Below are 26,746 nucleotides of genomic sequence, written 5' to 3'. Positions count from 1 at the left end.
ATTGTGGCGCACAAAACGTCCTAGTTTAGCATAGCCCCATGCCGCAAAAGACCTTATTTCACCCAAACCTGCTTGGCGTTGACAAACTCTTTAATGCCGTGGGGGCCCAATTCGCGACCATAGCCGGAGCGCTTGACACCCCCACTGGGCAGACGCGGATCGGTTTTGACAATGCCGTTAATGGCCACCTGCCCGGCCTCAATGGTACCGGCCCATTGCTCTGCACTGTCGGTATCCGCTGTCCAGATAGCGGCGCCTAAGCCATAGGGCGTCTGATTTGCCAGCTTCAGGGCTTCATCGATATCGGCCACCGGCGTAACCGCCATCACCGGCCCAAACGTCTCTTCACGGAAGGCCGTCATCTGCTCCCCCACATCCACCAGTAAGGTGGCGGGATAAAAGAAACCCTCACCGGCGGGCAGTTCACCGCCGAGCAGACAGCGCGCGCCAGCGGCAATGGTTTCGCTGACCTGGCGGTGTAAGTTTTCGCGCAGATCATCGCGGGCGATGGGGCCGACATCCGTCTCGGGCAAGTTTGGGTCACCCAGCTGCAGCCGCGCGAGACGCTCTTTCAGCATGGCCACAAACTCGCCGTAAATGGGCTTTTCCACCAGTATCCGCTTGGCGGCAATGCAAGATTGCCCCGCGTTGATAATACGCGATAGCACAGCGATATCGGCAGCTTTTTCAAGATCGGCATCGGCGAGCACGATGCAAGGATCAGAACCGCCAAGTTCTAGGACACTGGGCTTAATCTCACTGCCGGCCACCGCTGCCACTTTGGCACCGGCAACGGCCGAGCCGGTAAAGGAAACGGCAGCAATACGTGGGTCGCGAATGGCGCCTTCCACTTGGGGCGTGGCCACGGGCAGGTTCACCATTATGTGCTCCGGCGCTCCCGCGGCGGCAAAGGCGTCGGCAATTGCCTGGGCGCTGGCCGGGACATTGGGGTCGTGCTTCATAACGCAGGTATTGCCCGCCATCAAAGCCGGTGCCAAATAGCGAAAGGCCAACCATAGCGGGGCATTCCACGGCAGTATGCCCAGTAAGGTGCCCAGTGGCTGGTAGCGCACATAACTGTGCCCGGCATCGGAGGCCAAGGTCTCAGACTGTAAAAACGTCTCGGCATTGTCGGCATAAAATTCGGCGCACAGCGCGGCTTTTTCGACTTCGGGCCCACCCTCTTTAATCGGCTTGCCCATTTCATCGGCCATCAACTTGGCAATCGCTGTTTTCTGCTCGCGCAACTTACCGGCCACGGCTTTCAGGACAGCGGCCCGTTCGGCAAAGGTGCGATCGCGCCAGCTCGCAAAGGCGCTGTGACACTCACCGATACGGTCGACCATCTGTGTGTCGTTGAGCGCGGGATAATCGGCAATTTTTTGGCCCGTGAAAGGGTTGGTCGCTTGCAGCATAACGTCTCCTAGGAGTTCTTGCGTGACTCATCGCCAGTGTCTTTGGACTCATCGTCCACTTTCGGCTCGGCTTTTTTCTGGCGATTTTTGTGCGTACTGATTTGCGTGATAGCGGCGCCCTGATCGGACTTGACGGTGAAGTCCCGATCCAGTGTGAAAAAGGACTCGCAGCCTTCAGAGGTGATGTAAATGGTGTCGGATATTCCGCAGGTTTTGTCGCCGTCCACACCCCACATCCAGGGGATGATGTGAAAAGTCATACCTTCTTTCAGGACGGCCGACTCGCCCTGTTTCAAGCTCACGATATAACCTTCATCCCAGCTGGGTGGAAAGGCGATACCAATGGAGTAACCCGAACGGGTAATGAGCCGGGCCCCGACGTCGTTGTCGGAAATAATATTGCGTACAAGATTGTCCGCATCCGAAACGGTCATTCCAGGTTGCACGTACTCGTGCACGGCCTGCAGCGCGTGCTTCATTTTTTCCTGTGCTTTGTACATTGACTCCGACAACTCACCGAGCATCACCGTGCGCATCATTGCGGTGTGGTAGCGGCGATAGCAGCCGCCCACCTCGAGAAACACATGCTCACCCGGCTGGACGACGCGTCCCTCCCAAGTGGCATGGCCGATCATGGAACGAGGACCGGAAGTCACATAAGGCATAACGGCCGGCGGCTCACCCCCAGCGCGAAACATGCCGGCACTGATCGCGGCGCCAATGTCGTTTTCGCTGGCGCCGGCCTCGCAAGCGGCAATCCCCGCCTGCATACCGGCCTCGGTGGCGGCCGCGGCGCGGCGCATGAGCTCGATCTCCACCGGCGATTTGCACACCCTTCCCTCTTCAACAATACCAAAGCAATCGAGCAGCTTGCCGTCGGTCAAAGTCGTGTGGATACAATCCTGCTGGTAGGCGGGAAAGAAATAGCTGTTGCGCTCGTAGCCGATGCGCTTATCGGCCAGCCCGAATGAACGCAGGGCGTCCACCAACATTTGAATCGCATCGCCTGTGTCCGGGTAGGGACGCGTTCGCTCAACCCAGGTTCGGGCGATGATGTTGGACTCCTCCATGGCGCGGGTGATCATAAAGGGTTCGTCATCGAGCGGAACGACCAGAGCCTGAAAGAAGGAGTAACCAGTGGTCTGGTAGTCCGTCAAGTACATAATGTTTTCCGGGTCGGTAATGACCACGGCATCGAGGTGACGCTGTTCAATGCGCGTACGAAGCTCTGCCAGGCGGCGCTCGTATTCCTCAAACGGAAAGGTCATATCATCGCGCTGTCTCATGCCGCAGCCTCCATGACGTTTTGCACGTGGGCAATCAGAGTATCCAGCCCCTGCTTCAAATCATCGTCGGGAATAGTTAACGGCGGAATCAATTTGACCACTTTACCGCCGGTCCCGCAGGCCGACACTAAGAGGCCGTCGTTAAAGCAACCGCTGACGATTTGTTTGGCGCGCGCACCGTCGCCCACATCAATGCCATAAACCATACCGCGCCCGCGCACCTGAACGCCCGCGTAAGTTTCTTCCAGATGGGCAATGGTATCGTGCATAAGCTTTCCCTTGGTTTTAACTTCACCCATGAGCTCATCGTCTTCGAAATAACCGATTGCTTCCGCACCGGCGACAAAGCTCAGTCCTTGGCCGCGGAAGGTGCCCGTGTGCTCGCCCGGGTTCCAGTGTTTATCAATGTCGGGTTTGACCAGATTCATGGCCATGGGCGTGCCCCAGCCACCAATCCCTTTCGCCAGGCAGACAATGTCGGGATCTAGGTCCATACCATCGAAACTAAAGTAAGAGCCAGTGCGCCCGCAGCCCACCTGAATATCATCAATAATTAACAGCGAGCCCACGTCTTTGGCCAGTGCGGCCAGGCTCTGCAACCAGGCTTCACTTGCTACGTTCACGCCGCCTTCAGCCTGAATGGTCTCGACCAAAAATGCGGCGGGCGGCAAAATGCCACTGGAGCTGTCGCTGTAGAGCGCGCGCATTTGCTCAATCGTTCCCTGACCACAGCCGAGCTCGCATCCCGCACAGGTTTTCTCACAGCCAAACGGATAGTGAGATACATGCTCAAGCGGCACACCGGCGGCGCCGCGAAACGCCTGGTTTGCCGTGCAGGCCAAAGCCCCAAGTGTCATGCCGTGAAAGCCGTGGGTAAAAGCGACGATCTCGCGGCGCCCAGTAGCACGACGAGCGATTTTTAACGCGGCCTCTACCGAGTTGGTACCGGTAGGCCCCATAAACTGCATTTTGTGCGGCATGCCGCGGGGCTCAAGGATGACCTTGGTGAATTTTTCCATAAAACGGCGCTTGGCCGTGCTATGCATATCCAAACTGTGCGTGACACCGTCCGCTTCAATGTAGTCAATCACCGCTCGCTTCATGCGCTCGTTGTTGTGGCCGAAATTCAACACACCGGCGCCAGCGAAAAAATCAATATACTCACGCCCCTGATCGTCCACCTGCCTGGCATTACTCGCGGTATCGAACACCACAGGGTAAACACGGCAGTAACCGCGGATTTCTGACTCACGCTGTTCAAATATGCTCATAACTTTCTCCTAGATTACACTAGCGGCAGGGTGTCCACTAAGGTAGAGGCGCCTGAACCAACTGGCTATAAAGTCGGGTGACAGGCTCCAGTAAACGGTCGTTAAAGTCGTAATAGGGGCTATGACAGGGGTGGCGATGCGCTTCTCCATCGTCCGCCCCGATAAGGGCAAAGGCGCCGGGAATTTCGCGCAGGTAATAGCTAAAATCTTCCGACGCCATAATCGGCACAGCGGTGGAATGGTCCAGTGAATCGCTTCCATACAATTCGCCCCACGCCTCGCGCACCGATTGTGCCGCAGATGGGTGATTGATGGTCGGGTGATAACGCGGGGTGATGGTGACGCTTGCCTCGACGCCGTAAGCGGCGGCAACCTGTTGCGCGATGTCTTCAATGAGCGCGTTGACCCGTTCACGCGCGCTCTGATCAGACACGCGGATGCTGCCACCAATCACGGCCTTTTCCGGAATCACCGTCGGCGCGCTGGGCGCGTCGATGGAGGTTACGCTCACCACCGTGGCCTGCTGTGGAGCCAGACGGCGGCTGACAATTTGTTGCAGGGCCTGCACCAGCGCACTGGCCGCAAGTACAGGGTCGCGGCACAGTTCAGGCTGACTGGCGTGGCCGCCCACGCCGGTCAGAGCAACCTCGAAGGTGCCATTGCCGCACATGACGATGCCATCGGGACACACCAGCTTGCCAAACTCGATAGCCGGCCAGTTATGCCAACCATAAATGCGTTCGACGCCCTCGAGGGCGCCATCGTTGATCATCTCGCGGGCACCGTGTCCGCCCTCTTCGGCCGGCTGAAAAATCAAGGTGACGGGTCCCTTTAGATGAGCCTCATTACGCTTCAGCCAGGCAGCGGTGGTCAGCAAGGTCGCTGTATGGCCATCGTGGCCACAGGCGTGCATACAGCCTGCGCGATTTGATTGCCAGGTCAGCTCGGTGCGCTCATGAATCGGCAGTGCATCAATATCCCCGCGCAGCGCAGTGTGCCAGCCCTGCGCGTCCGCTCGCAGTGTCGCCACAGTGCCAGTTGCAGCGCAGGCGCGCCAGGGTATATCCAAGCGCGTCAGCCGATCACGTATGCGCGCCGCCGTATCCGTCTCCTGCCAGCCAAGCTCGGGCTCGCTGTGAAGTTGACGCCGAAGCTGCTGCGCCTCATTCATCAGCTGTTGCCAGTATTGCGTCATAAATCTCCCGTGGTTAACCGGTGATGAATCGCTAACACTTTGTCATACTAGACACTACGCAAGGGTTGTTCCAATGGATGAAAAGCGCGTTATTTAGCAAAAAAGCCACTAATACAGGGCACGAAGCAAGGCAGAATGGAAAATGCGCCCCGAAAGGGCGCAAGGAATTGTAAATTTCACACGTTATTGGCCGCGATGAGCCGGGGGGGCGAGCAATAAGGATTGACAATAGCGCTTGCGAGTCAAACCACTGCGGCGAAGATTAAGGCGTCGCAACGAGAGCGCTACTCACCGGGCCAATCAGGAGGGCCAGCGAACGACCGGCAGCGTCTCGAACCCGGGGCGTGCAAACAGGTAGCCCTGAAAACGCTCAACACCACAACCCAGAAGAAACGCCAACTCCTCCGTGGTCTCCACCCCTTCGGCCAAAGGCGTGATACCCAGGTCGAGACACATGGCGACTGTGTGCCGAACGATCGTTGCTTTTACCGGATTGCGGTCTATCTGGCTAATCAGCTGCCGATCCAGCTTGAGTAAGTCCGGCTGGAAGCTCGACAACAGGTTTAACCCAGCGTAACCCGCGCCAAAATCGTCCAACGCCGTCTTAAACCCGGAGCGCTGGTAGTACTCGACTATCGTATGCAGATGTTCACTGTCGCGAACTCGCTCGACCTCGGTAATTTCGAAGACAATGCGCTCAATCGGAAAATCATACTGGCGGGCGGCCTCAAGGGTTGTTCGAATACACAGCTCGGGGCGGTAGACCGCGTTGGGCAAGAAGTTAATGCTCAAGTAGCCCTCAAGACCCAGACGAGCCGCGAGCTCGATGGCCTTGACGCGGCAGGTTTGGTCAAAACGGTACAAGTTGCTGTCGTTTACTTGCGCCATAACCGCAGCGGCGCCCTCCCCGGCCAGGCCGCGGCATAGCGCCTCGTAGCCAATCACCTCCCGACGCGCCACATCCACAATCGGCTGGAACGCCATGGAGAAGTCAAACCCGAGGGCATCACCATGGACACAGGCCCGGCAGGCCAGGGGCTGATAATCGGATGGACTGGGCGCTTGCATCATGCCAGGGACTCCTTAAGTTGAAATTTCCGCCACAGATGCGATCATAGCTGACTTAGGCGCAAATCCCAAAATGACCGCCTTTAACGTATGATAGCGCCCAAACCGTGCCGCTGCTGGCACAGGTGTGGCTGGAGTTTCACGCGACTATGTCCATTCATCCCCGCCCCAAAACCCACCTTTGGGTCTGGTTCCTGTGGCTGGCACTGTTCTACGCCACCTGGTTTTGGCTCATTCAGGCCGAAGGGGCCTGGGAGGCCGCCAAAGACCACTGGCCAATAGCCCTCGCCATGGCCGCCGGCAGCTACGCCGCTGGCTCCACCCCAATGGGCGGCGGCACCGTGGGGTTCCCTGTACTGGTGTTGTTCTTTGACTTGCCGGCAAGCCTTGGCCGCGATTTCAGCTTCGCCGTGCAATCCATTGGCATGGTAAGCGCCAGCATTTTTATTTTTGCCCGGCGTCAGCCTCTGGCCTGGTCACTGCTCAAAGGGGCAACGGTCGGGGCCTTACTTGGTACACCGCTGGGCATTTTCTTCCTCGCCCCACTGTTTACAGATTTGTGGATCAAAGTCGCCTTCGCAGTGATTTGGGGCAGTTTTGGCCTTTTACACCTGTACCGTATTGGCGAGATTGCCGGGCATACCGGCATGACCGACTTTGATGAACACTGGGATCACAAAGTCGGTTTTGCCCTGGGCCTGGGCGCGAGCGCCCTCGCCGTGTCGGTGACGGGCGTAGGCATCGACATGGTCATTTACGCCGCCTTGGTGCTGCTGTGCCGTGCCGACCTGAAAATCGCGATCCCCACCTCGGTGGTCATCATGGCCTTTAACTCGGTTTACGGGGTCGGCCTAAAGAGCCTGAGCAACAGTTGGCAGCCTGGCGTCTACGAAAATTGGCTAGCCGCAGCACCCGTGGTCGCCCTGGGCGCACCTCTGGGCGTGTTTATCGTCGAGCTGATAGGCCGCAAACCTACACTGCTGGTGGTTGCTACCCTCTGCGTTGGCCAGTTTGTCTGGACCTGCTTTGCCGAGAAAGAGTCGCTCGGGCTCTGGGGCATTGTCGCCGCCATGGTTGCAGTGATTGTGTGCCTAGGGGGGTTTGAAAAGCTACGCTCCTGGGGCAATGTCCTGGTTGCCGAGGCTCAAGCAAAAGCGGACTCCGGACGGGATCTCCGCCCGGAGCAGGGAGATTAAAAGCGGCTGGTACTGACAACCACTTTGTCGCCGCTGTCAGGATCTACAGCCAACAGCTGCTGGTAATAGTCCTCACCGCCCACAGTGTAGAGTACGCCGCTGGTGGGGTGGTACACCATGTCCTTGGACTGCTCCCCTTGGGGATCAACGTCTTCCACTAAGATGGCACGCTCTCCGGACGCAATGTCGACCTCCGTGACATTGTCAGCCGCAGTTGTTAGAACAAATGCGCGTAAACTAGAGTCGTCCACTATCAAGCTTTCGGAGGACTCTAAGGGCACTGGACCGAAGGATATATCTTCCCCCTCAGAAATAAGATTTGAGAAAGCGGGAGATTGGGTTAGGTCGAGCCCAAGCATATCGACCGCTCCGGTCGAGCTCTGCATTACCAACAGTTGCTGACTGCTCTCGCTCCAAGCGACCTGTACTGGGGCATTTAGGGCCTCAAGCGATGTATTGATATCAGCTAACACCTGGGTCTCCCCGGATACAGGATTGACCTTTAAAACTTGAGCACCATATTCATCAGCCACATAGAGAGTTTCACTATTGCGCAGAAAGAGACCTTGAGGAGCAAGAAGCTCAAACCCCTCAGGCCCCGAAAGCTCTAGTTGTGCCCGCACACCTGAGGTCGCATTGACAGTGTGCAAACTACCGATCGCCTGTAAATAGCTTTCTCCGGTCTCTGAATCTTCAACTTCCTCCTCGCGCCAAGCGCTTAGATAAAATTGATTGGAATTGGGGTCGTAAACCATATCTGTGTAGTTTGAAGCAGACTGACCCTGCTCCGGGTCGGAGAAATTTGTAATGTTCGATGTTCTGTGACCAGTGGTCAAATCAATCGCCAAGAGCTTGCGGTCACTCTCCTGAGTGCCTTCAGCCAAGACCCACGCCTGATCTCCGGCAGGAGACAACACCATGGCGGTAGATTGAATCCAAAGCTCTCCTGACCCGGTACGCAGATTCTCACCGAGGCGAAGCTCGGACTCGGCGTAGCCGACACGCCCCTGATTGTCGTAGGCCGCGATCTCTACTGTGGCACTGGCTACGCCTTCTGGCAGAAGCACGCCTGAGGCCCGCCAGTGGCCATCCTCTGTAATGGTAGCCGTCACAGGTGCCACTCCCGCGTCGACAACTACACGGTCAAGCTCGGCGCTTTCGGCAAGATTAACACTCCCGAAAACGTCGATATCTGAGCCATTAAATACACCCTTCACTGGCGGGAAATCCAATGACACAATGGGAGCATCTGAACTGGCCACTACAATCGTAATGGCATCAGAAGCCGATGCGCCTTCACCGTCTTCAACTCTAAGTGAAAAGCGCAAACGCTCTTGCTGTTCAAGTGCCGGCAAAGTAAAACTCGCCGTATTACTGGTGGCGTTGCTCAGCTCGACGGCCATACCATCCACTTGCTGCCACTGATAGCTGACGATCTCGCCATCCGGGTCATAAGCCGTCGCACTTAATGTCACTGTGCTCTGGTCAGCGACGGTGCGGAAATTGCCCACTTCCACCACCGGCGGCTGGTTCACTCGAGACACAGTGACCATAACGGTATCCGAACTCGCAGCGCCATCATCGTCCATAGCAGTCAGTCGAAATTGCATAGCCGCGGTGGCATCAACACCGGTATTAGGCGCTTGAAAAGAATAAACCCCCTCATCGATATCCACGGGATTAAGCGGCGTTCTAGGGCCGGATACCTGCTCCCAAATGAGGGATACCACTTCACCGTCGTCGTCCTGCGCTTGAGCGGTGAGGGTCACGGCCTCTCCGGCGGCGACCGACATATCAACTCCGGCATCCACCAGAGGCGCTGTATTTCCACCGCCGGCACTGCTGGAAGATTCCGAGCTGCTTTGCGATGATTCAGAAGAAACACTCGATTGCGAACTCGATGTCACCACCGAGGATGAACTCCCGCCGCTGTCAGAACCTCCGCCACACGCCCCCAACAAAGCGGCTGCCATGAGCGCACTGACCAAACGTGTCTTGCGGGAAATGCCATCCGTAAAATTATTCATATGCCTTCACCATAATTTGCCGACTGTTGCGCAGGCTAGAGCAGGTTTCATACCAAAAGAAAAACTCTTTTGAAATCAATCAACTAAACGTAAAGTCGAGTAGCGTGAAGCATGTAAAAATCCATTCCTAGTAAAGTCTTTGCAAATATGACAACGGCAACGTCAAGAAAAAGTCCGCAGGATTTATCAAGCAGTGAAAAGATACAGTGACGATCAGACAGCGCTTTGCGCGAAGAGAAGGGAGAGTAAAATGAGAAAGCCGGTAACCCTCGAGCAATACCGCGAGCGCGTTGTTCGCGTGTTGGATTATCTCTGGCACCACCTCGGTGAGGATCTCGATGCTGAGAAACTGGCCGAGATCGCCCACTTTTCTCCCTTTCACTTCCAGAGAATTTATCGGGAGCTGATGCGCGAGAGCCTGCACCAGAGCCTCAAACGTCTGCGCCTGCACCAAGCGGCCTGTCTGCTCAGCCGGAGTTCACACCCAGTGGCAACCATTGCCCAGGAAGTCGGTTACGCGAGTGCGCAAGCGCTGACCCGCGCCTTTACCACCACCTATGGCGAGCCACCCAGCCGATTTAGACAGCGTCGACTGCCAGCGGGAGACTGGACTTCGACAACCCCCACTCAATTCAAGGACTACCCTATGAACTACAACGTTGAAATCAGCCAAGTCACTCCGGTATCGCTTGCCGGTTTACCGCATCAAGGCGATTATTTGGATATTGGTCAAACCTTTGAAAAGCTATTCGCCCTGGCCTCAAGCCACAGCCTGCTTGGACCGGACACACGTAGCATTGGTATCTACTACGATGACCCAGGCTCTGAAGACAAAAGCCAATTGCGGGCTCTGGCCGGCATCAGCACCACCGGAGACGACCTGCCCACCGGTTTCACCTGCGCCGCGGTAGGCGGTGGGGAATGCGCAGTGCTAACTTTTACTGGTCCCTACTCCGATCTTGAGCAGGTTTATGAATGGCTCTATGGCTCCTGGCTGCCCCATTCCGGTCGGGAGGCCCGCAATGAACCCCCCTTTGAAGAGTATCTGAACGATCCGCGCGACACGCCACCCCCGCAGCTGGTGACTAAAATTTATCTGCCCCTGCAGTAGCCTCTAGAGTGCCCGGCTGAACTCTGGCTCAGCCGGGCTAAATCGGCTACTCTCAGGCCTCACCCACTTCAGAGGAACGATAATGAAAAGACCACTCTGGGCAGCGGCCGCTTTGCTGTTTTGCTCAAGCGCCGCCTCTTCAGCAACGATCACCTGGCCTAACGGTCAGAAGGCCGCCGTCAGTCTCTCCTACGACGACGCGCTCAACAGCCAACTGGACAATGCCATACCGGCTCTGGAACAACACAACCTGAGAGGCTCTTTCTATCTGACGCTCGCCTCCGACGTCGTTAGCGCACGCCTGGGCGAATGGCGCACCGCAGCGGCCAATGGCCATGAACTTGGCAACCACACGCTCTATCACCCCTGTAGCAAATCACAGCCGGGCACTGACTGGGTGCTCCCCTTTAATGATATGGACAAACGCACCCGGGCCCAAATGCGCGCAGAAGTCATGCTGGCCAACGGTTATTTGCTGGCCATCGACGGCCAGCAAGAGCGTACTTTCACACCGCCTTGCGGACATACCGAAACCAGTGACGGAAATTATCTCCCGGACGTACGCGATTTGTTTATTTCCATTAAAGGTGCAGAGACAAGCCTGCCAAAGGGATTTTCTTCCCTGGCACTGCCAGACGGGCAAAGCGGCAAAGAGTTGATTGACTTTGTAAAACGTGAGGCAAAAGATGGAGGGCTAATTCAAATTATTTTTCACGGAATCGGTGGCGATCATCTCGCGGTTTCCAGTGAAGCCCACGCCGAGCTGCTCACGTTTCTCGATGCCAACCGCGATATTTACTGGACAGACACCTACAGGACCATCATGCGCCACGTCAATGCGCAGCAGCCCGCAGACAAATAAAAAAAGCCCAGACATTGGTCTGGGCTTTTCCTTCGTAACCGGCAACTGTGCAAGCTTAAGCGCGCTCGGCGGCCTCAGCGTTGCTGGCATCACCGTTCTTCCAACGCACCATCTTGTGACCTTTCAGCGCATAGAACAAGATAAACAAGTAAGCTGGCACCGCCACCAGGAACGCCAGCTGGCCATCTCCGGTATCGGCAAAGTGACCGTAAATAGGCGGCAGTACCGCACCACCGGCAATACCCATGATCAACAGAGCCGCACCTTTTGAGGTATAGCGCCCCAGGCCGTTCAGCGCTAGCGGCCAGATCGTCGGCCAGCACATAGCATTAGCCAGCCCCATCAAGGCTACGCAATAAACCGCCGGCGGAATATCGGCAAAAGTCGCCGTCTGACCCGGAGCCACATTCAGTTCAAGCGGCATCACAATCACCAGCAGCGAGAAAATAATCCCCAGCACCGCCGACAACATCAAAGCGGCCTGCTGGCTGATAAATCTCGGAATTGTCAGCATACCGGTAATGTAGCCAATCACCATGAATACCATGGTCAGCGACGTCAGGGATGAGTTAATAGAGTTCGGCAAGCCAGCTTGCTTACCCAAAAGTCCGATCGCATCGCCCGCAATCACCTCGACGCCCACGTAGAAAAACAAGGCCAGGGCACCGAAAACCAACGACGGAAACTGGAAAACACCGCTCATACTGATGCTGTCGTTTTCCTGCCCCTCGAGTACTTCGTCTTCAATATCGGGGATGGGCGCAAAGAACATTGCGAGCCCCAGGACTACCAGACTAATAGCCATGCCAATGTAGGGGCCGACCAACTGCTGAGACAACTCATCAAGCTTGGCATCGCGTGCCGACTCACTCAAAACGGCAAGTTCTGCCTCTGATACACCATCAATGCCGGAAAGTACTAAGATGGAAAACACAATAGGCGCGACAATGCCCGCGCCCTTATTGAGCGTACCCATGACGCTGATGCGCACCGCTGCAGATTCTGCTGGCCCCAACTTCACGACATAAGGGTTGGAGGCCGTCTGTAAAATGGTCAAGCCCGAGCCTATAACAAATTGAGCCAGCAGGAAAATCGAAAACTCGCGCGCATAGGCCGCTGGAATCACAATCAGAGCACCTACGGCCGCAATAAACAGACCGAGGGACATACCATTTTTATAGCCGGTACGCTCGATGATCGTCGCCATAGGTAGCGCCATCACCACATAGGCGATATAGAAAGCCGAGGCCACCAACATAGCCTGAAACGCGGAAAGGTCGCACAGGGTCTGCAAGAAGGGCACAAGCGCCCCGTTCAGCCAAGTGATAAACCCGAAAATAAAGAACAGGCCAGCCACGATGGCCATAGGCACAGCCACACTTCCGCTAAACTGCGATGATTTTTGCTCAGTCATATCGATTTACCCAATTCCAGCCATACCCGCTAATGCAGGCATTTCAGCGTCGTTATTCTTTGAGGTTATAGATGCCCTTGCACTCTGAAGTCTTCGCCTTCGTACAGCAAGTATACCCGTATCGGCGACAGTACCCCGCAAAGACAACGTTGTCAAACATTAATAGCACCGATACCTTGCGCCCGAGAGTCTAGTCGAAGAGCGGGTTGGGTTGGCCTCCTGCCGCTCAAATATCACACAAATGTGGCATATTGCGCCATTCGCTTATATGATAGATAAAAAAGCGATAACAAACTGGCCTATAGTGAGGAATATGCCAAATACGCCCTCTTACACCAGCTGGCTTCAACTGCTGCGCCACCTTTTGCCAGACACGCAAAAGGCGGTTTTGTTTCAGCTCGAGCAAGGCCATCTCAAGATCCTCGCAAGCTGGCCCGAGGGCCAAGTACCAGAGCGGGAGTTAGTGCAGGCGGGGCAAAAGGCCAAGGCGAGTGGCAGATTGAGCCTCAGTCAACACGGCCGGGATGTCGCCCTAGCGCACCCGTTGTTCAGCGGCGAGCGGTTGTGGGGCGTGACAGTGATCACCGCCACTGTACAGAACCGCGCGCGTTTGACGCGCAGCCTCGCAAAGATCAAGTGGGCGGAAAAGTGGCTGCCTCTTTGCACCGTCGAGCAAACTCCGGCCACGGAGCCATTACTGTATGAGCTTCTGCGAGCGCGCGACCTGGATGAGGCCGCCAACCTGCTCGTCAACCGACTCTGCCACCAGCTCGGCGCCGATCGGGTAGCTCTGGCCAGTTACGGGGCAAAGAAAACCCGTATCTTGGCGATATCCAACACCGCCGAGATCAATCGTCACACCGATGATTACCGCAGGCTAACTCGCGCCATGGAAGAGAGCTGCCTGAATCGCGCTAACAGCAATATTAGCGCCCCCGATATAGACAAACCAGAGCTGGACGCTCACCGCCAGCTACTACGCGAAACCGGATATAAGCGGGTGGAGTCGCTGCTGCTGCGCAGCGGCGAGCACACTCAGGGCGTCATCACTCTGATGTTCCAAGACAGACACACGGAGGGAGAAAGTGCGCAGCGCCAACTCGAATCGCTGCTGCCCGCCCTCGCTCAGTGGCTGGCCCTGCGCACCGGTGGCGGGAACGCCGGATGGGTAAAGCAGGCTTTAAGGCAGAACCGCCGCGGTCTGCTCTGGGCTGCCGGAGGCGCCTTGCTGACGCTGGCCCTGATCCTGAGCTTGCCCTTTGAGTACCGCATTGCCGGCCAAGCCGAGCTTGAGGGCAGCCGCAAGGTCAGCATCACCGCCGCCCTGGACGGCTATCTGGAGTCCATAAGTGCTCGCCCCGGAGATACGGTGCAAGAGGGCCAGATTCTGGCGCGCCTAAAACAGAACGACCTGCAACTCGAGCGCCGCCAACAGGTAAGTGAACTGCAGCAGTATCGACAGGAATACAACAACGCCCTGGCCAACGGTGAACGCGCCGAAGCCGCAATCAAATCCACCCAAATCGAGCAGGCACAGGCCCGCCTGGCCCTGCTCGATGAAACTCTGGAGCGCACAGAGCTGAGCTCTCCCATTTCCGGCCTGCTCGTGTCAGACGACATCAGCCAATCCCTTGGCCGGCCGGTCAATCGCGGCGACATTTTGTTTGAAGTTGCGAGCACAGATGGCTTTCGGGTGGTGATTTACGTCGACGAGCGTGACATCGCAAAAGTCGCACTCGAGCAAGAGGGGTCTGTTGCGCTGGTCAGCCTCCCGGAGCAGCGCTTTGGATTCACCGTGGAGCGCATTACTCCGGTCAGCAGCGTCAGAGCCGGACGCAATTATTTTCGCGTTGAAGCTCAGCTCAGAGCGCCCAGCGACCTGTTAAGACCCGGCATGACAGGAACCGCAAAAATCAGAGCGGGTAAACGCTCGCTCGCCTGGATTTGGCTTCATGACATCATCGATTGGCTTCGGCTCGCGCTCTGGTGGTAAGCCGTGTGGGATAAACTCCGTTCACTGCGCCCATCGCTGGTCCGTCATATCGAGATCCAGCCGCGCCTTTACCAAGGGCAACAAGCCTATGTCTTGCACGACAAAGCCAAAGCGCGATTCCATAAGCTCGACCCCGCCGCCTATGAAATGCTCGAGGCCATGGACGGGCACAAAACTCTCGCGCAACTGCTCGCCGTTGCCCGTCACCGGCTCGAGGCTCAAGGCCACCAGCCGCTGCCCGAACAAGCCGATGCCCTGGCTCTGCTGCAATATCTCTATGTGGCGGATTTGTTGATTTGCGACCTACCTGCCGACGTCAATGCACTGTTCCAACGGCGCACTGACTCGCGCAAACGCCGCTGGCTTCAACGTCTCGCCAACCCCATTACCTGGCGCATATCCTTCGGCAGCCCGGACCCATGGCTGAGCAGGCTTCAATGGCTGGCCCGAATTCTCGCGAGCCGGACCATGGGCTTGCTCTGGCTGGGGATTGTCGGCTGGGCACTGATACAGGCGTTTGTGCACTGGGAAGAGCTCAGCAGCACCAGCCTTGAAGTGCTGCTGAGCCCAAGCAACCTGTTGCTACTCTGGCTGACCTACCCCGCGTTAAAAATCGTGCACGAACTGGGGCACGGCCTGTTCACAAAAGTGTGGGGCGGTGAGATCTACGACTGCGGTGTGGTATTTATTCTTGGCGTTCCCCTACCCTACATGGACGCTACCGCCGCTTCTGGTTTTGCACAGAAGCACCGCCGCCTTATGGTGGGTGCGGCTGGCATGGCGGTTGAGCTGTTCCTCGCCGCCGTAGCGCTGCTTTTGTGGCTGGCGGTTGAGCCCGGACTGATCCAGAAACTGCTCTATAACGTCGTGCTCCTGGGCAGTATTTCCACGCTTTTGTTCAACGGCAATCCGCTGCTCAAGTTCGATGGTTACCACTTACTCTGCGACGCTCTCGAAACGCCCAATCTAGCCGCCCGGGCAAAGTCGCAGCTGGCGTATCTGTTGAACCGCTACGGCTTAGGTCTGGCAAGCACCAGGGCGGTGGCTCACAACCGCAGAGGAGCCCTGGCGCTGACGCTCTACGGTCTTTTGGCGCTCGGCTACCGCTGGCTTATTTTCGCCGTTATTTTCTATCTTATTGCCGGCTATTCATTGGCGCTCGCGCTCGTTCTGGCAGTGTGGATGCTGTTCTTTCAACTGCTGCTGCCGGCGAGTAAAAGTCTGCGCCAAAGCTTCTCGCAGCTCAAAGGCCAGCGAAGCCGCGCGATCAGCTTTCTGATCGCGGCGCCTGCGATGTTGCTTGTTGTGCTGTTTGTGCTGCCGCTGCCTCTGGCCACAGAGGCGAATGGCGTTGTCTGGCTGCCGGAGGATAGCCGGGCCTTGGCAACAGCGCCGGGATTTGTTGAGACCTTAGAGGCCACTCACGGCCAAACCGCAGCAGTCGGACAGCCGCTCGCCGTTTTGCGCAATGAAGAGTTAAAGCATGAGCGGCAAATAGCGGCGCTCGATCTTGAGAAATTCAAGCTCCAGTATCAGCAAAGCTGGGCCCAAAATCGCTCAGAAGCGGGCATTGTGTCTGAGCAAATCCGCGCGCTGCAAAGCGAGCTCGAGCACTTAGATCGCCAGCTCACCTCTTTGACCCTTACCAGCCCGAGTGCTGGCAGAGTGTATTTTGCCGACCACCATGAGCTTGTCGGTCAGTACCTGCGCGAGGGCGACATCCTGGCGTATGTGGTACCGGCTAAAGCGCGAAAGATTCGGGTTGCACTGACTCAACAGCAAATTGGTTTGGTGCGTGAAGCCACCCGCGACATCGAAATCAAATTGGCAGGCGTATTGTCGCAGACGTACCACGGCCGAATATCGAGCGAGGTTCCCGGGGGCACATTCACTCTGCCCAGCGCCGTACTGGGCAGTCTTGGCGGCGGCAACCTTGCCGTTAGCCTGAAAGACGAGTCGGGCACCACCACAGAACAAATGGTGTTCCTTGTGGACGTGATCCTCGATGAGCCTCTCACTGATCAACACTACGGTCAGAGGGCCTATTTGCAGTTCCATCACGCACCCGAACCTCTGGCCTTTCGCTGGTGGCGGGCCCTGCGTCAACTGTTCATCAGCCAGCTGGACCACTAATGCCAAAAAACACTCCGCAGGACCTATGCTAAGATCAAGGAAATAAATAAATGAAAAACAGGCAGCCATGAGAACAGTTTCTATTTTTCGATGCTTACCGCTGTGCCTCGCACTGACCGCACTGCCCGCCCTGAGCGAGCCACTCAACCTCAACTGTCGCATTGAGCCCTTTGTCGAGGTGGACATCAGCAGCGCTGTAGAAGGGGTGTTGAGCGATGTGCTGGTGGAGAAAAATTCTCAGGTAAACGCCGGCGATGTAATTGCCCGGCTCGAGTCCGGCTTGGAGGCCGCGACCGTGCAACTACGCAAGCTCCAGGCCGAGCTCACCAGTGACATTACCGCACAACAGCTGGCGCTGGAGTTTGCCGAGCGCAGCCTCGACCGGGTCACCGATCTGCAGAAAAAGAACGCCGCCTCGGCCGCCGAACTCGACAAAGTGACCACCGAATACGCCCTGGCCCGGCAGCGCCTTGAGCAGGCAAAAGATCGCCAGCGCCAAGCGCAACTGGAGCACGAGCGCGCCGAGCAGAACCTGGCCCGCTATACGATCACCAGTTCCACGGCCGGCGTTGTTGTGGAACGATTCAAAGAGCCCGGTGAGCACATCGACAGCGAGCCTGTGGTCAGGGTGGCGCAGCTGGACCCCCTGCGGGTTAAAGCCTATGCCCCTGCCTCGCTCTACGGGAAGATTGTCCCGGGGACGCGCGCCGCGCTCACCCCGGAGCTGGCCCAGCGCAGCCAGAGTGTAGCGCTGGAGGTCGATAGGGTTGACCGTACCATCGACGGGCCCAGTAACACCTTTGGTATTGAGCTGATCTTCCCCAACCCGGAGCAGTCAGTGCCCAGCGGCTTGCGCTGCACCCTGAAGTTTTCGGGTATTGAAGCGCCCTAAGGTTATAAGTAGCGATTTTTTGCGATAAATTGTTCTGTCAGCACATCACCCGGCAGCGCCGTTTGGCGCTAGAATCTACACTGGAAGTAGGATGTCAACACACTAAATGCAGTGACAGGGAAAGGCCATTCAACCGGGGACACCCCATTCAGGAGCCACCCATGCCACTAAAGGCGCCAGGTCACAGGAGGCGACCGTTAATCGAGCCTCTTGAACCGCGCTTGCTGTTCTCTGCAACAGCGGATGGCCTATTGCTGGACGACACCTACTCAGAAGACTGGTTGCTGCTCGACAGCGCCCACCAGACGGACTTGCTGCAGGTTTACCACAGCGCCGACCCAGACAATGATGATGCCGCCCGCCAGTCAAGGCTCGAGACGCGACAGTTAATCATCATCGACACCCGGGTTGACGATTACCAACAACTGGCCGACTCACTGGCACAAGACGCCAGTCATAACCAGACAGATATTGTCTTTATCGACGGCGACTCCAGCGGCATTGAGCAGATCAGTACCCTACTTGAGACCTACCGCAATCTGGATAGTCTGCATATTCTCACTCACAGCAACGCGGGCAGCCTGCAGCTGGGTAACACTCAGCTCAATGACGCCACCATTGAGACCTACAGCCAACCGCTCGCCGAATGGCGTAACAGCTTAAGCGAAAGCGCCGACATACTCCTTTACGGATGCCACCTCGCCGCCAACCCACAGGGCCACAGCCTACTGACCAGGATAGGCGATCTAACAGGTGCCGACGTCGCCGCCAGCACTGATGCGACCGGCCACAGCGAGCTGGGCGGTGACTGGGAGCTGGAATTTCACACCGGGCAAGTCGAGTCAAACAGCCTGGGCAGCAGCCTCGCCCTGAGTCACTGGAAAAGCCTGCTGATTGATACCAATCATGTGTTCGTCGACAGCGGCAATCAGTTTCTGAATGTTTCGGCCAGCAATAACGTCGGCCAGGTGTACGTCTACGACAGCCCCGGCAGTACCTACGCCGTCAACGAAGTCTCGCTGCAACTGGCCCGTTATCAAAGTGCAGAGCCGCAGACAGTGACCGTACAAATCAGTGACGCCTGGGATGGCGCCGCTCTCGCCAGCGCCAGTATCGAGTCGGCACAGATCAGCGACACAGGATTTGAATGGCACACCTTCAGTTTTGCCGAGATCAACCTCAACGATGGTCAGGCCTACTACATTCGTGTCAGCACCGATGCCAACGACGGTGAAATCCTGGTGGGTTCGCACAACAGCAACCGCTACAACGGTGCAGCCTATATCGATGGCGGTGCCATTAATACCGATGGCTGGGACTTGGCGTTCAAAGTCAGCGAAGACGACGGTGTGAACCTTGGCCCCGTGCTGAATAACCCCACCACCGACCAGACCATTGCCGAGGATGCGCCTTTCAGCTACACCCTGCCGGCCAACATGTTTTCCGACCCGGACAACAATGACACTCTGCGCTACCGCGCTCAGCTCGCCGGCGGCGGCTCACTCGACTGGCTGGTCTTCAACGATCAGACCCTGACATTCAGTGGCACACCGCGCGCCGACGATATCGGCACCATGAATGTCGAAGTCATCGCCATCGACAATCACGGTGCGAGCAGCACCGACACCTTTACCCTGACCATCGTCAACACCAACGACGATCCTTTTGTGCGCTTCCCACTGCGAGATCAAATTGCAACGGAAAACAACGCCACCAGCTTTACCATTCCCGCCGACTATTTCGGCGACGAAGACGCCGGCGATGTACTCAGTTATTCCGCCGCCCTGGTTGGCGGCGGCGCACTGCCAAGCTGGCTGAACTTCGACAGCACAACCCGAACCTTTAGCGGCACTCCGGGCAATGGCGATATAGGCGCTGTTGATATTGAGGTTTTCGCCGACGACGGCAATGGCGGTACACCGGCCAGTGACAGCTTCACCCTGACCGTTGCAGGACAGCCGGCGGACGACGATGAAATTTTTGAAAGCTCGGGCGCAGCCGCCGACAGCACCGGCATTGCCGCCGGGCAGGACGCCTATCAAAGCTTTGCCGAAAACGATGGCAGCGGCACCTATGTGGTCGACAACATATCCGTACTGCTGCGCGCCAACCCCGGCGCCATCGATACATCGACACAAACTGTCACGCTCGAGTTGTTAAGCGGTTACGGCGGCAGTGTGCTCGCCTCCAACACCTTATCCTCCGATGTGCTGACCGATACGCTGTCTTGGCAATCGTTCGACATGGGCAACACGGAGCTGAATGTCGGCCAAGAGTATTTTATTCGCGTGGCCGCCAGCGGCAGCAATGCCGACCCACTGGTCTTTGTCGGCATACACAACACCGATGTCTACGCAGGCTATCAATACTACAATCACAACGGCATCGGCGATCCAGGGCGCGACCTCGCCTTTCAAGTCGCCGGCACCAACACTACGCCCCTCATCAGCAACGCCATCCCAGACCAAAGCGGCGCCGAGGACGTGTTCTTTGATTTTACCTTCGCCGCCAACACCTTTACCGATGCCGATGGCGATTCCCTGGCTTATTCGGCGTTACTGTCGGGCGGTGACCCTCTGCCCCCTTGGTTGACCTTCGATGCGGCCAACCGACGTTTTTATGGCACACCGGGTGAGAGCGATTCCATTACCTGGACCATTGATGTTTTTGCCAATGATGGCCATGGTGGCATCGCCAAAGAATCCTTCGAACTCGTCATCGCCAATACCAACGATGATCCGATTGTCGAGTATCCAATACCCGACCAAACCACAAACGACAATGAGCCCTACAGCTACACATTCCCCCCCAATACCTTTGGCGACTCCGATCTGGACCTTCTGAGTTACAGCGCCCAGCTCGCTGGCGGCGCGGCACTGCCCGACTGGCTCAGCTTTGACGCGGCCTCGCGTACTTTCAGCGGCACCCCCACCGGAGCCGATGCGGGAACACTGGTGATCGAGGTCATCGCCAGTGACGGTAACGGCGGCAGCCCCGCAGTCGATACTTTCCTGCTGGAAGTCATCGATACCAATGATGACCCTCAGCTCGTGCAGCCGATTGCCGACCAAGTCGCGACGGAAGACACGCCCTACAGCTTTCAGTTTTCCACCGCCACCTTTCGCGACGACGATGCTGACTCACTGGCCTACACTGCTCAGCTCGTTGGCGGCGGCGCACTGCCGAGCTGGCTCAACTTTAATAGCGCCACCCGCACCTTTAGCGGCACCCCAACCAATGACGACGTTGGCAGTATCACCATAGAGCTCATTGCCAGCGACGGTAAAGGCGGCGCGGCAGCCATGGATAGCTTCGTCCTCACGGTCATCAACACCAACGACGCCCCAGTCGCCGTCGAGACCATCGCCGATCAACAGGCCACCGAAGACACTCCCTTTAGTTTTCAGTTTGCCAACACGGTTTTCAGTGACGACGATGGCGATGCCCTCAGCTACACAGCGCGTCTGAGCGGCGGCGCGGCGCTGCCGGCCTGGCTCAGCTTCGACAGCGCCACCCGCACCTTCAGCGGCACGCCCGCCAATGCCGATACCGGCACCCTCAGCATTGAAGTGGTCGCCAGCGATGGCAATGGCGGCAGCGCCACCAGCAATGTGTTTTCCTTAGAGGTCGTCAACATAAATGATGACCCACAAGTGGCCAACCCCATTGCCAACCAGACAGCGACAGAAGATACCGCTTTTAACTTTCAGTTTGCCGCCAACACGTTTGCCGATGACGACGGCGATGCCCTGAGCTACAGCGCGCAGCTCGCTGGCGGCGGCGCACTGCCAGCCTGGTTGAGTTTTGATGTCACAACGCGCAGCTTTACCGGCACACCGGGCAATGCCGATGTGGGCACGCTTAGCATTGAGCTGTTCGCAGACGACGGCAACGGCGGCATACCAGCGGTGCAAGTCTTCGACATTGTGGTACTCAACACCAACGACAGCCCGCAGCTTGTCAACCCGCTCGCCGATCAGCTCGCCACCGAGGGTGAGCTCTTTTCCTTTCAGGTACCGGTCAACACGTTTGCCGACGGCGACGGCGACCTTCTGAGCTACTCCGCCACACTCACCAGCGGCACAGCGCTGCCGAGCTGGCTCAATTTTGATACCGCCACCAGAACGTTCAGCGGCACGCCGGGTAACAACGACACACAGCCGCTGGACATTCGCGTACTGGCAGACGATGGCAATGGCGGCGCACCGGCCAGTGCCGATTTCACTGTCGCGGTGGCGGCGGTTAATGACGCGCCGCGCCTGAACCTGCCGCTGAGCGATCAAGCCGGCAGCGAAAACCTGCCGCTGCAATTTCGATTGCCGGCCAATACCTTTATCGACCCCGATGGCGACCCGCTGCAATTGTCCGCCCGTCTGCTCGGCGGCAGTGCTTTGCCCGACTGGCTGAGCTTCGATGCCGGCACCGGCGAGTTTGTTAGCCAGTCGCCGCAAGCTGGTCGCTTTATCCTTGAAATCCGAGCAGAAGACCCGGACGGCGCCAGCGCCAGCGACACTTTTGAACTGGTCATCGCCGAGGCGGAGGCCGAACTGCGCTTAAACCAGCCCGTTCCCGACCAGCGAACGGACTCGGGTGTTTCCTATCGCTATACCCTGGCTGCGGATACCTTTAGTTTTCCGCAGGGCAGCACACCCCAATACACACTGCAAACCCAAGGCGGAGCCCTACCCGCATGGCTTAACTTTGATCCACAAACCCTTACCCTTTCAGGCGTTGCCACAGACGCTGACATAGGCACACTGAGCCTGACACTCACCGCCACGCTGGGCGACGAAAGTGTCAGCGACACCTTTGTGCTCACAGTACTGGACAGTAACCAACCACCAGAGCTGGTGAATCCTCTTGCCGACCAGATGGCTCAGGTGAGCGAGCCCTTTTCTCTCACGCTGCCGGACGATGTGTTTGCCGATGCCGACGGCGATCCGCTGACACTGGTGATGCTCCGGGCCGATGGCTCGGCGCTCCCGCCCTGGTTGAACTTTGATGTCGTCAACGGCCTGTTGAGCGGTACACCGGGCCCTGGTGACAGCGGCGAATTGGCGCTGACACTGCGCGCCAGCGATGGCAGCAGCTCACCGCCAGCCGAGGATTTCTTTACCCTAACCATACGCCCAGCCCCGCCGGCCTCCGTAGTGCTCGACGACATTAATGTGCTTGAAGATGCGGAGAACACCACCGTGGCGCTCTGGTCCGAGCTTGCCGATGCGCTGGGTACAGACGCTGTGAGCGTGTCCGTCGCGGGTAACAGCAATAGCGAGCTGTTTTCCAGCGTCACTCTCAACCCGCAAAACGGTACGCTGGTACTCGATTACGCCGCCAACGCCAATGGCCAGAGCCTGATCACCTTGCAGGCGAGCACGGCTGAGGGCGCCCAACTTGAGGCCAGGTTGCGCGTGTTTGTCGCCGCCGTAAATGACCCGCCCGTGGTCACCGACATGAGCCTCAATGACGTTGTGATGGACGCACAATCGGGGACGATTCCCGCCGGTTTTTGGGGCGGTTTTTTCGATGTCGAACAGGGCTACGAGCTCAACTACGCGGTCACCGCCAACAGTAACCCGCAGGTCGCGCAAGTGGTGGGGCTGGACAGTGCAACCGGTTCACTGCTGATCAATGCCAGTGGCTCCGCCGGCGGCGTCACGGTAATCACGCTGCGGGCTACCGATGATCAGGGCGCCTGGGTCGAGCGCTCCTTGATTATCCAGGTGCAGGAGACTGGCGATGAGACAAACCCACCCACCGATAACCCTCTCACGCCGGGCGGCGGTGGTTCGGGCCCGGAGGATCCGTCCACACCCGACGTGGACATCGAGGTGATGCCTCCGCCGCCCATCGACACTGGCAGCCGGCCGGAGCCGGAAACCGCCGTGCCGGAAAACGAGCTGATTCTCGATCCGGCCAGTTTATTGCCACCGAACCTCCCCGCCGAGCTGCCCGAGGCGGATTCAATGTTCGAGTACCAAGAGCCGGACGACGACCCCGAATCCTCGCAAAGCAATACTGACGCTGAGCCCGATGAGTTGCAGGCTGCACAACTGCAGACACAATCGCCACTGATCGGTTTGATGGATGAGATGAACCTGCACCTTGCTCCCAGTGATATCGCCGAGTTCAACCAGTCTCTGGACGAAAGCCGCCAGCAAATGGAGCAAGCCTATACCGAGCAAAAACAGCGCGAGCAAATGATGGCCGCGGTTTCCCTGTCACTGGGCACCGGGTTACTGCTCTGGGCGCTCAGAGCCAGCAGCCTGTTACTGGCTCTGATGTCCATGTTGCCGCTGTGGCGCGGACTGGACCCTCTCCCCATACTGGAAGACGTCAACCGGAAAAAACGCGAGCTGGAAAAGCAGCGCAAGGACAAACGCCGGGAGGACAAAAGCCGCAGCGAAGTAGGCTATCTGTTCGACAATGCGGGTAAACACACCGCGGAGAAACACTCGTGATGCTAAAGATAACGCCAGCCGTGCGTCTCAGCCTGGGGCTGTTATTGCTCACCGTGTCCATACTCTTGATCGCGCAAGTGCTCGGCTTGACCCCTGACCTGCGCAAAAGTCAGCTTGAGGCGCGCCAGAACCTCGCAGAGACCCTCGCCTTTCAGACGCTTCTCGCCTACTCGCGCAAAGACGAGGTTCTGGTCAAGCAGCTGCTGGAAAACGCCGTCGAGCGCAACGACAATATTCTCTCGGCAGCGGTGCGCTCCACCGGCGGAGAGCTCGCCGTCTATACGCCGCGCCACGGCGAGCTGTGGCCCGCCGCCACCGACGAACACTCCACTGAACGCTACGCGCGCATTCCCCTGTTTATGGCCGGACAACAACTCGGTCACTTGGAACTGGCCTTCGAGCCACTGAACCGACAGGACACCAGCTACTTCGGCCTGCCTCGCCAACTCCTTTTAGCGGTTTTTATTCTGATTGTCGGTTTTATCAGCTACCGCTTGCTGATCGGCCGCACTCTGCGCTACCTCGACCCGAGCTCGGTGGTTCCCGAACGGGTGCGCAATGCGCTCAATGTTTTGGCCGAGGGCGTACTCATTCTCGACAAGCGCGAACAGGTGGTGCTGGCCAACAAAGTTATCGCCGAATACCTGCAGATGAGTGAAAAGTCACTGCTCGGTCGTAAAGCCAGCAGCCTCGGATGGCAAACGCACGAAAACAGCGAACTGCCTTGGCTGCGCACCCTGAACGCCGGCGATCGCGTTACCGGCGCGCGCCTGCTGCTTGGCAACGACAAAAAGCACCCGTTAGTGTTTCGCGTCAACTCCGTACCCATTACCGATGCCAAAGGCAAAGCGCAGGGCATTATTGCCAGCTTTAGCGACGTCTCCGAACTGGAAGAAAAAACCCGCAAGCTCGAGCACCTCGCCTCCCACGATCCGTTGACCGGTTGCCTGAACCGACGCGCTCTGCGCCAGGCCCTCAATCAAGCGTTTATCGATGCGCAAAACCACAGAGGTGAATTGTGCTGCATCATGCTCGACATTGATCACTTCAAGCGCATCAATGACACTCACGGCCACAGCGTCGGCGATGAAGTGATCAAGACCGTGGCGCAAACCGTCAAACACATTGTGCGCGAAGGCGACTCGGTCGCCCGTTTTGGCGGTGAAGAGTTCTGCATTATTCTGCCCGGCAGTAACCTAGAGCAGGCCAGCCAGATTGCCGAGCGCTGCCGCACAGAGATACAGGCGCGCGACTGCGACGGCGTGCAAGTGACCTCAAGTTTCGGTATCAGCTCAGTGCGCTCCGGTATTCACACCCCCAACGAACTGATACAACGTGCGGACGAGGCCCTTTACCAATCCAAAGAAAACGGTCGCAATCGCGTGACCCTCTGGCAAGCTCAGCAGTAAGCATAGAAAACCTTCACACCAGCAGCCTAGGCGAATCAAAAGACCAAAAAGCCCGATCCGAAGACCGAGCCTTTTAATTTGTATGGTGCCCAGAGGCGGAAAGCGCGGCAGGAGGCCGCGATTCACAGCTTTGCTGCCCGAAGGGCGAGGGCCAGGGACAAGGTGAATGCTGAAAGCAGAGAAGGCAGCCTGGGCTGAGGCCCGAGTGAAGAATCCAACTCGCTCAACCGCGAGTTGGCCCCTTCGGGTTTCGCTACGCTCATTGCTGAATGCGGCGCATTCGGTCAAACCACCATAAAAAGCTGGTTCGATTTCGCCCGCACCGAGCCAGTAAAAACAAAAAAGGCCCGATCCGAAGACCGAGCCTTTTAATTTGTATGGTGCCCAGAGGCGGAAAGTGCGGCAGGAGGCCGCGATTCACAGCTATGCTGCCCGAAGGGCGAGGGCCAGGGATGGCCCGAGTGAATCGAACCACCATAAAGAGCTGGTTCGATTTCGTCCGCACCAAGCCAGTAAAAACAAAAAAGGCCCGATCCGAAGACCGAGCCTTTTAATTTGTATGGTGCCCAGAGGCGGAATCGAACCACCGACACGAGGATTTTCAATCCACTGCTCTACCGACTGAGCTATCTGGGCCTTGTTATACGGGGAGTCCCCGGTCACAAGAGGCGCGTATTAAACCGTTTGCGACTTTTGGAGTCAAGGGCCTGGGGCAAAATTATTTACTCTGGGGCGGAGGGACATAGCCCTCGGCGGCATCGTAGTCCTCACCGGAAAGAAATTTGGTCATTTGTTCACCAAGGTAAACGCGGGTACCGGTCTCCATCAGGTTTAACTGCTTCTCGTTGATCAGCATGGTCTGGTGCGCCAGCCATTCCTGCCAGGCCTTGGCGCTGACATTTTGATAGATGTCCTGTCCCTTGGCGCCGGGGTACGGGGGCTGATCCAGCCCGGGCAGTTCCTGCTTGTACTTGCGGCAAAATACCGTGCGACTCATAGCGACTCCTGCAATG

Annotated in this window: 16 protein-coding genes and 1 tRNA gene; 8 read left to right on the top strand and 9 right to left on the bottom strand. The window is 57.5% G+C overall.

What is annotated here, in order from left to right:
* Nucleotides 1-53: 53 nt before the first annotated feature.
* The 5 genes from QWI16_RS02325 to QWI16_RS02305 form a co-directional block, all read right to left on the bottom strand.
* Nucleotides 54-1,415, bottom strand: coding sequence for an NAD-dependent succinate-semialdehyde dehydrogenase (locus QWI16_RS02325; RefSeq protein ID WP_302711114.1), 1,362 nt, complete (start codon nucleotides 1,413-1,415; stop codon nucleotides 54-56).
* Between the two features lie 8 nt (nucleotides 1,416-1,423).
* Complete coding sequence (gene doeA / locus QWI16_RS02320; RefSeq protein WP_302711113.1) at nucleotides 1,424-2,701, bottom strand: ectoine hydrolase; 1,278 nt, start codon at nucleotides 2,699-2,701, stop codon at nucleotides 1,424-1,426.
* Entirely contained in the window at nucleotides 2,698-3,972 is a 1,275-nt protein-coding gene (locus QWI16_RS02315) for an aspartate aminotransferase family protein (protein WP_302711112.1), read from the bottom strand. Before QWI16_RS02315 ends, doeA begins: the two co-directional genes overlap by 4 nt.
* A 37-nt stretch (nucleotides 3,973-4,009) precedes the next feature.
* Nucleotides 4,010-5,167, bottom strand: a complete 1,158-nt coding sequence (gene doeB2 / locus QWI16_RS02310) for a N(2)-acetyl-L-2,4-diaminobutanoate deacetylase DoeB2 (RefSeq protein ID WP_302711111.1) — start codon at nucleotides 5,165-5,167, stop codon at nucleotides 4,010-4,012.
* Nucleotides 5,168-5,467: 300 nt separating this feature from the next.
* Nucleotides 5,468-6,238, bottom strand: coding sequence for an EAL domain-containing protein (locus QWI16_RS02305; RefSeq protein WP_302711110.1), 771 nt, complete (start codon nucleotides 6,236-6,238; stop codon nucleotides 5,468-5,470).
* A gap of 146 nt (nucleotides 6,239-6,384) precedes the next feature.
* Here QWI16_RS02305 and QWI16_RS02300 point away from each other — a divergent pair, with 146 nt between their 5' ends.
* Nucleotides 6,385-7,431 (top strand): sulfite exporter TauE/SafE family protein, encoded by a 1,047-nt coding sequence (locus tag QWI16_RS02300; RefSeq protein ID WP_302711109.1) that lies wholly within the window; start codon nucleotides 6,385-6,387, stop codon nucleotides 7,429-7,431.
* Here QWI16_RS02300 and QWI16_RS02295 read toward each other — a convergent pair.
* Entirely contained in the window at nucleotides 7,428-9,458 is a 2,031-nt protein-coding gene (locus tag QWI16_RS02295; protein ID WP_302711108.1) for a PKD domain-containing protein, read from the bottom strand. The two genes, QWI16_RS02300 and QWI16_RS02295, sit on opposite strands and share 4 nt — an antisense overlap.
* 250 nt (nucleotides 9,459-9,708) lie before the next feature.
* Between QWI16_RS02295 and QWI16_RS02290 the strand changes: the two genes are divergently transcribed.
* On the top strand, nucleotides 9,709-10,569 hold the full coding sequence (locus QWI16_RS02290) for an AraC family transcriptional regulator (protein WP_302711107.1): 861 nt from the start codon (nucleotides 9,709-9,711) through the stop codon (nucleotides 10,567-10,569).
* 82 nt (nucleotides 10,570-10,651) lie between these two features.
* Entirely contained in the window at nucleotides 10,652-11,431 is a 780-nt protein-coding gene (locus QWI16_RS02285) for a polysaccharide deacetylase family protein (protein ID WP_302711106.1), read from the top strand.
* A 55-nt stretch (nucleotides 11,432-11,486) separates the two neighbouring features.
* Here the strand turns inward: QWI16_RS02285 and QWI16_RS02280 are convergent, their stop codons facing one another.
* On the bottom strand, nucleotides 11,487-12,845 hold the full coding sequence (locus tag QWI16_RS02280) for a sugar MFS transporter (protein WP_302711105.1): 1,359 nt from the start codon (nucleotides 12,843-12,845) through the stop codon (nucleotides 11,487-11,489).
* Nucleotides 12,846-13,158: 313 nt separating this feature from the next.
* On the opposite strand from QWI16_RS02280, the gene QWI16_RS02275 reads away from it, so the two are divergent.
* The 5 genes from QWI16_RS02275 to QWI16_RS02255 all read left to right on the top strand — a co-directional run bounded on the left by QWI16_RS02275 (nucleotide 13,159) and on the right by QWI16_RS02255 (nucleotide 25,733).
* A complete protein-coding gene (locus QWI16_RS02275) occupies nucleotides 13,159-14,838 on the top strand; it encodes an efflux RND transporter periplasmic adaptor subunit (protein ID WP_302711104.1) in 1,680 nt (559 codons plus the stop codon).
* A gap of 3 nt (nucleotides 14,839-14,841) precedes the next feature.
* The gene (locus tag QWI16_RS02270; protein WP_302711103.1) at nucleotides 14,842-16,971 is read left to right on the top strand and encodes an HlyD family secretion protein; all 2,130 of its coding nucleotides are present in this window, start codon (nucleotides 14,842-14,844) and stop codon (nucleotides 16,969-16,971) included.
* Between the two features lie 67 nt (nucleotides 16,972-17,038).
* Nucleotides 17,039-17,863: an efflux RND transporter periplasmic adaptor subunit gene (locus QWI16_RS02265; RefSeq protein WP_302711102.1), complete on the top strand. Its 825-nt coding sequence runs from the start codon at nucleotides 17,039-17,041 to the stop codon at nucleotides 17,861-17,863.
* Nucleotides 17,864-18,024: 161 nt separating this feature from the next.
* Nucleotides 18,025-24,324 (top strand): putative Ig domain-containing protein, encoded by a 6,300-nt coding sequence (locus tag QWI16_RS02260; protein ID WP_302711101.1) that lies wholly within the window; start codon nucleotides 18,025-18,027, stop codon nucleotides 24,322-24,324.
* The gene (locus tag QWI16_RS02255; protein ID WP_302711324.1) at nucleotides 24,324-25,733 is read left to right on the top strand and encodes a sensor domain-containing diguanylate cyclase; all 1,410 of its coding nucleotides are present in this window, start codon (nucleotides 24,324-24,326) and stop codon (nucleotides 25,731-25,733) included. The genes QWI16_RS02260 and QWI16_RS02255 overlap by 1 nt, the downstream gene beginning before the upstream one ends.
* A gap of 560 nt (nucleotides 25,734-26,293) precedes the next feature.
* Here the strand turns inward: QWI16_RS02255 and QWI16_RS02250 are convergent.
* Both QWI16_RS02250 and QWI16_RS02245 read right to left on the bottom strand, forming a co-directional pair.
* Nucleotides 26,294-26,369, bottom strand: a tRNA-Phe gene (locus QWI16_RS02250).
* 82 nt (nucleotides 26,370-26,451) lie between these two features.
* Nucleotides 26,452-26,730 (bottom strand): oxidative damage protection protein, encoded by a 279-nt coding sequence (locus QWI16_RS02245; RefSeq protein WP_302711099.1) that lies wholly within the window; start codon nucleotides 26,728-26,730, stop codon nucleotides 26,452-26,454.
* Nucleotides 26,731-26,746: the final 16 nt, after the last annotated feature.

It is taken from the genome of Gilvimarinus algae, assembly GCF_030518215.1.
Taxonomy (GTDB): domain Bacteria; phylum Pseudomonadota; class Gammaproteobacteria; order Pseudomonadales; family Cellvibrionaceae; genus Gilvimarinus; species Gilvimarinus algae.
The sequence above is the reverse complement of the archived record's forward strand: the minus strand, read 5'-3'. Positions and strand labels throughout refer to the sequence as shown.

What these genes read in the sequence shown, in the direction of transcription:
- QWI16_RS02325 (WP_302711114.1), bottom strand. Translation starts at nt 1,415, where the DNA reads ATGCTGCAAGCGACCAACCCTTTCACGGGCCAAAAAATTGCCGATTAT.
- doeA (WP_302711113.1), bottom strand. Translation starts at nt 2,701, where the DNA reads ATGAGACAGCGCGATGATATGACCTTTCCGTTTGAGGAATACGAGCGC.
- QWI16_RS02315 (WP_302711112.1), bottom strand. Translation starts at nt 3,972, where the DNA reads ATGAGCATATTTGAACAGCGTGAGTCAGAAATCCGCGGTTACTGCCGT.
- doeB2 (WP_302711111.1), bottom strand. Translation starts at nt 5,167, where the DNA reads ATGACGCAATACTGGCAACAGCTGATGAATGAGGCGCAGCAGCTTCGG.
- QWI16_RS02305 (WP_302711110.1), bottom strand. Translation starts at nt 6,238, where the DNA reads ATGATGCAAGCGCCCAGTCCATCCGATTATCAGCCCCTGGCCTGCCGG.
- QWI16_RS02300 (WP_302711109.1), top strand. Translation starts at nt 6,385, where the DNA reads ATGTCCATTCATCCCCGCCCCAAAACCCACCTTTGGGTCTGGTTCCTG.
- QWI16_RS02295 (WP_302711108.1), bottom strand. Translation starts at nt 9,458, where the DNA reads ATGAATAATTTTACGGATGGCATTTCCCGCAAGACACGTTTGGTCAGT.
- QWI16_RS02290 (WP_302711107.1), top strand. Translation starts at nt 9,709, where the DNA reads ATGAGAAAGCCGGTAACCCTCGAGCAATACCGCGAGCGCGTTGTTCGC.
- QWI16_RS02285 (WP_302711106.1), top strand. Translation starts at nt 10,652, where the DNA reads ATGAAAAGACCACTCTGGGCAGCGGCCGCTTTGCTGTTTTGCTCAAGC.
- QWI16_RS02280 (WP_302711105.1), bottom strand. Translation starts at nt 12,845, where the DNA reads ATGACTGAGCAAAAATCATCGCAGTTTAGCGGAAGTGTGGCTGTGCCT.
- QWI16_RS02275 (WP_302711104.1), top strand. Translation starts at nt 13,159, where the DNA reads ATGCCAAATACGCCCTCTTACACCAGCTGGCTTCAACTGCTGCGCCAC.
- QWI16_RS02265 (WP_302711102.1), top strand. Translation starts at nt 17,039, where the DNA reads ATGAGAACAGTTTCTATTTTTCGATGCTTACCGCTGTGCCTCGCACTG.
- QWI16_RS02260 (WP_302711101.1), top strand. Translation starts at nt 18,025, where the DNA reads ATGCCACTAAAGGCGCCAGGTCACAGGAGGCGACCGTTAATCGAGCCT.
- QWI16_RS02255 (WP_302711324.1), top strand. Translation starts at nt 24,324, where the DNA reads ATGCTAAAGATAACGCCAGCCGTGCGTCTCAGCCTGGGGCTGTTATTG.
- QWI16_RS02245 (WP_302711099.1), bottom strand. Translation starts at nt 26,730, where the DNA reads ATGAGTCGCACGGTATTTTGCCGCAAGTACAAGCAGGAACTGCCCGGG.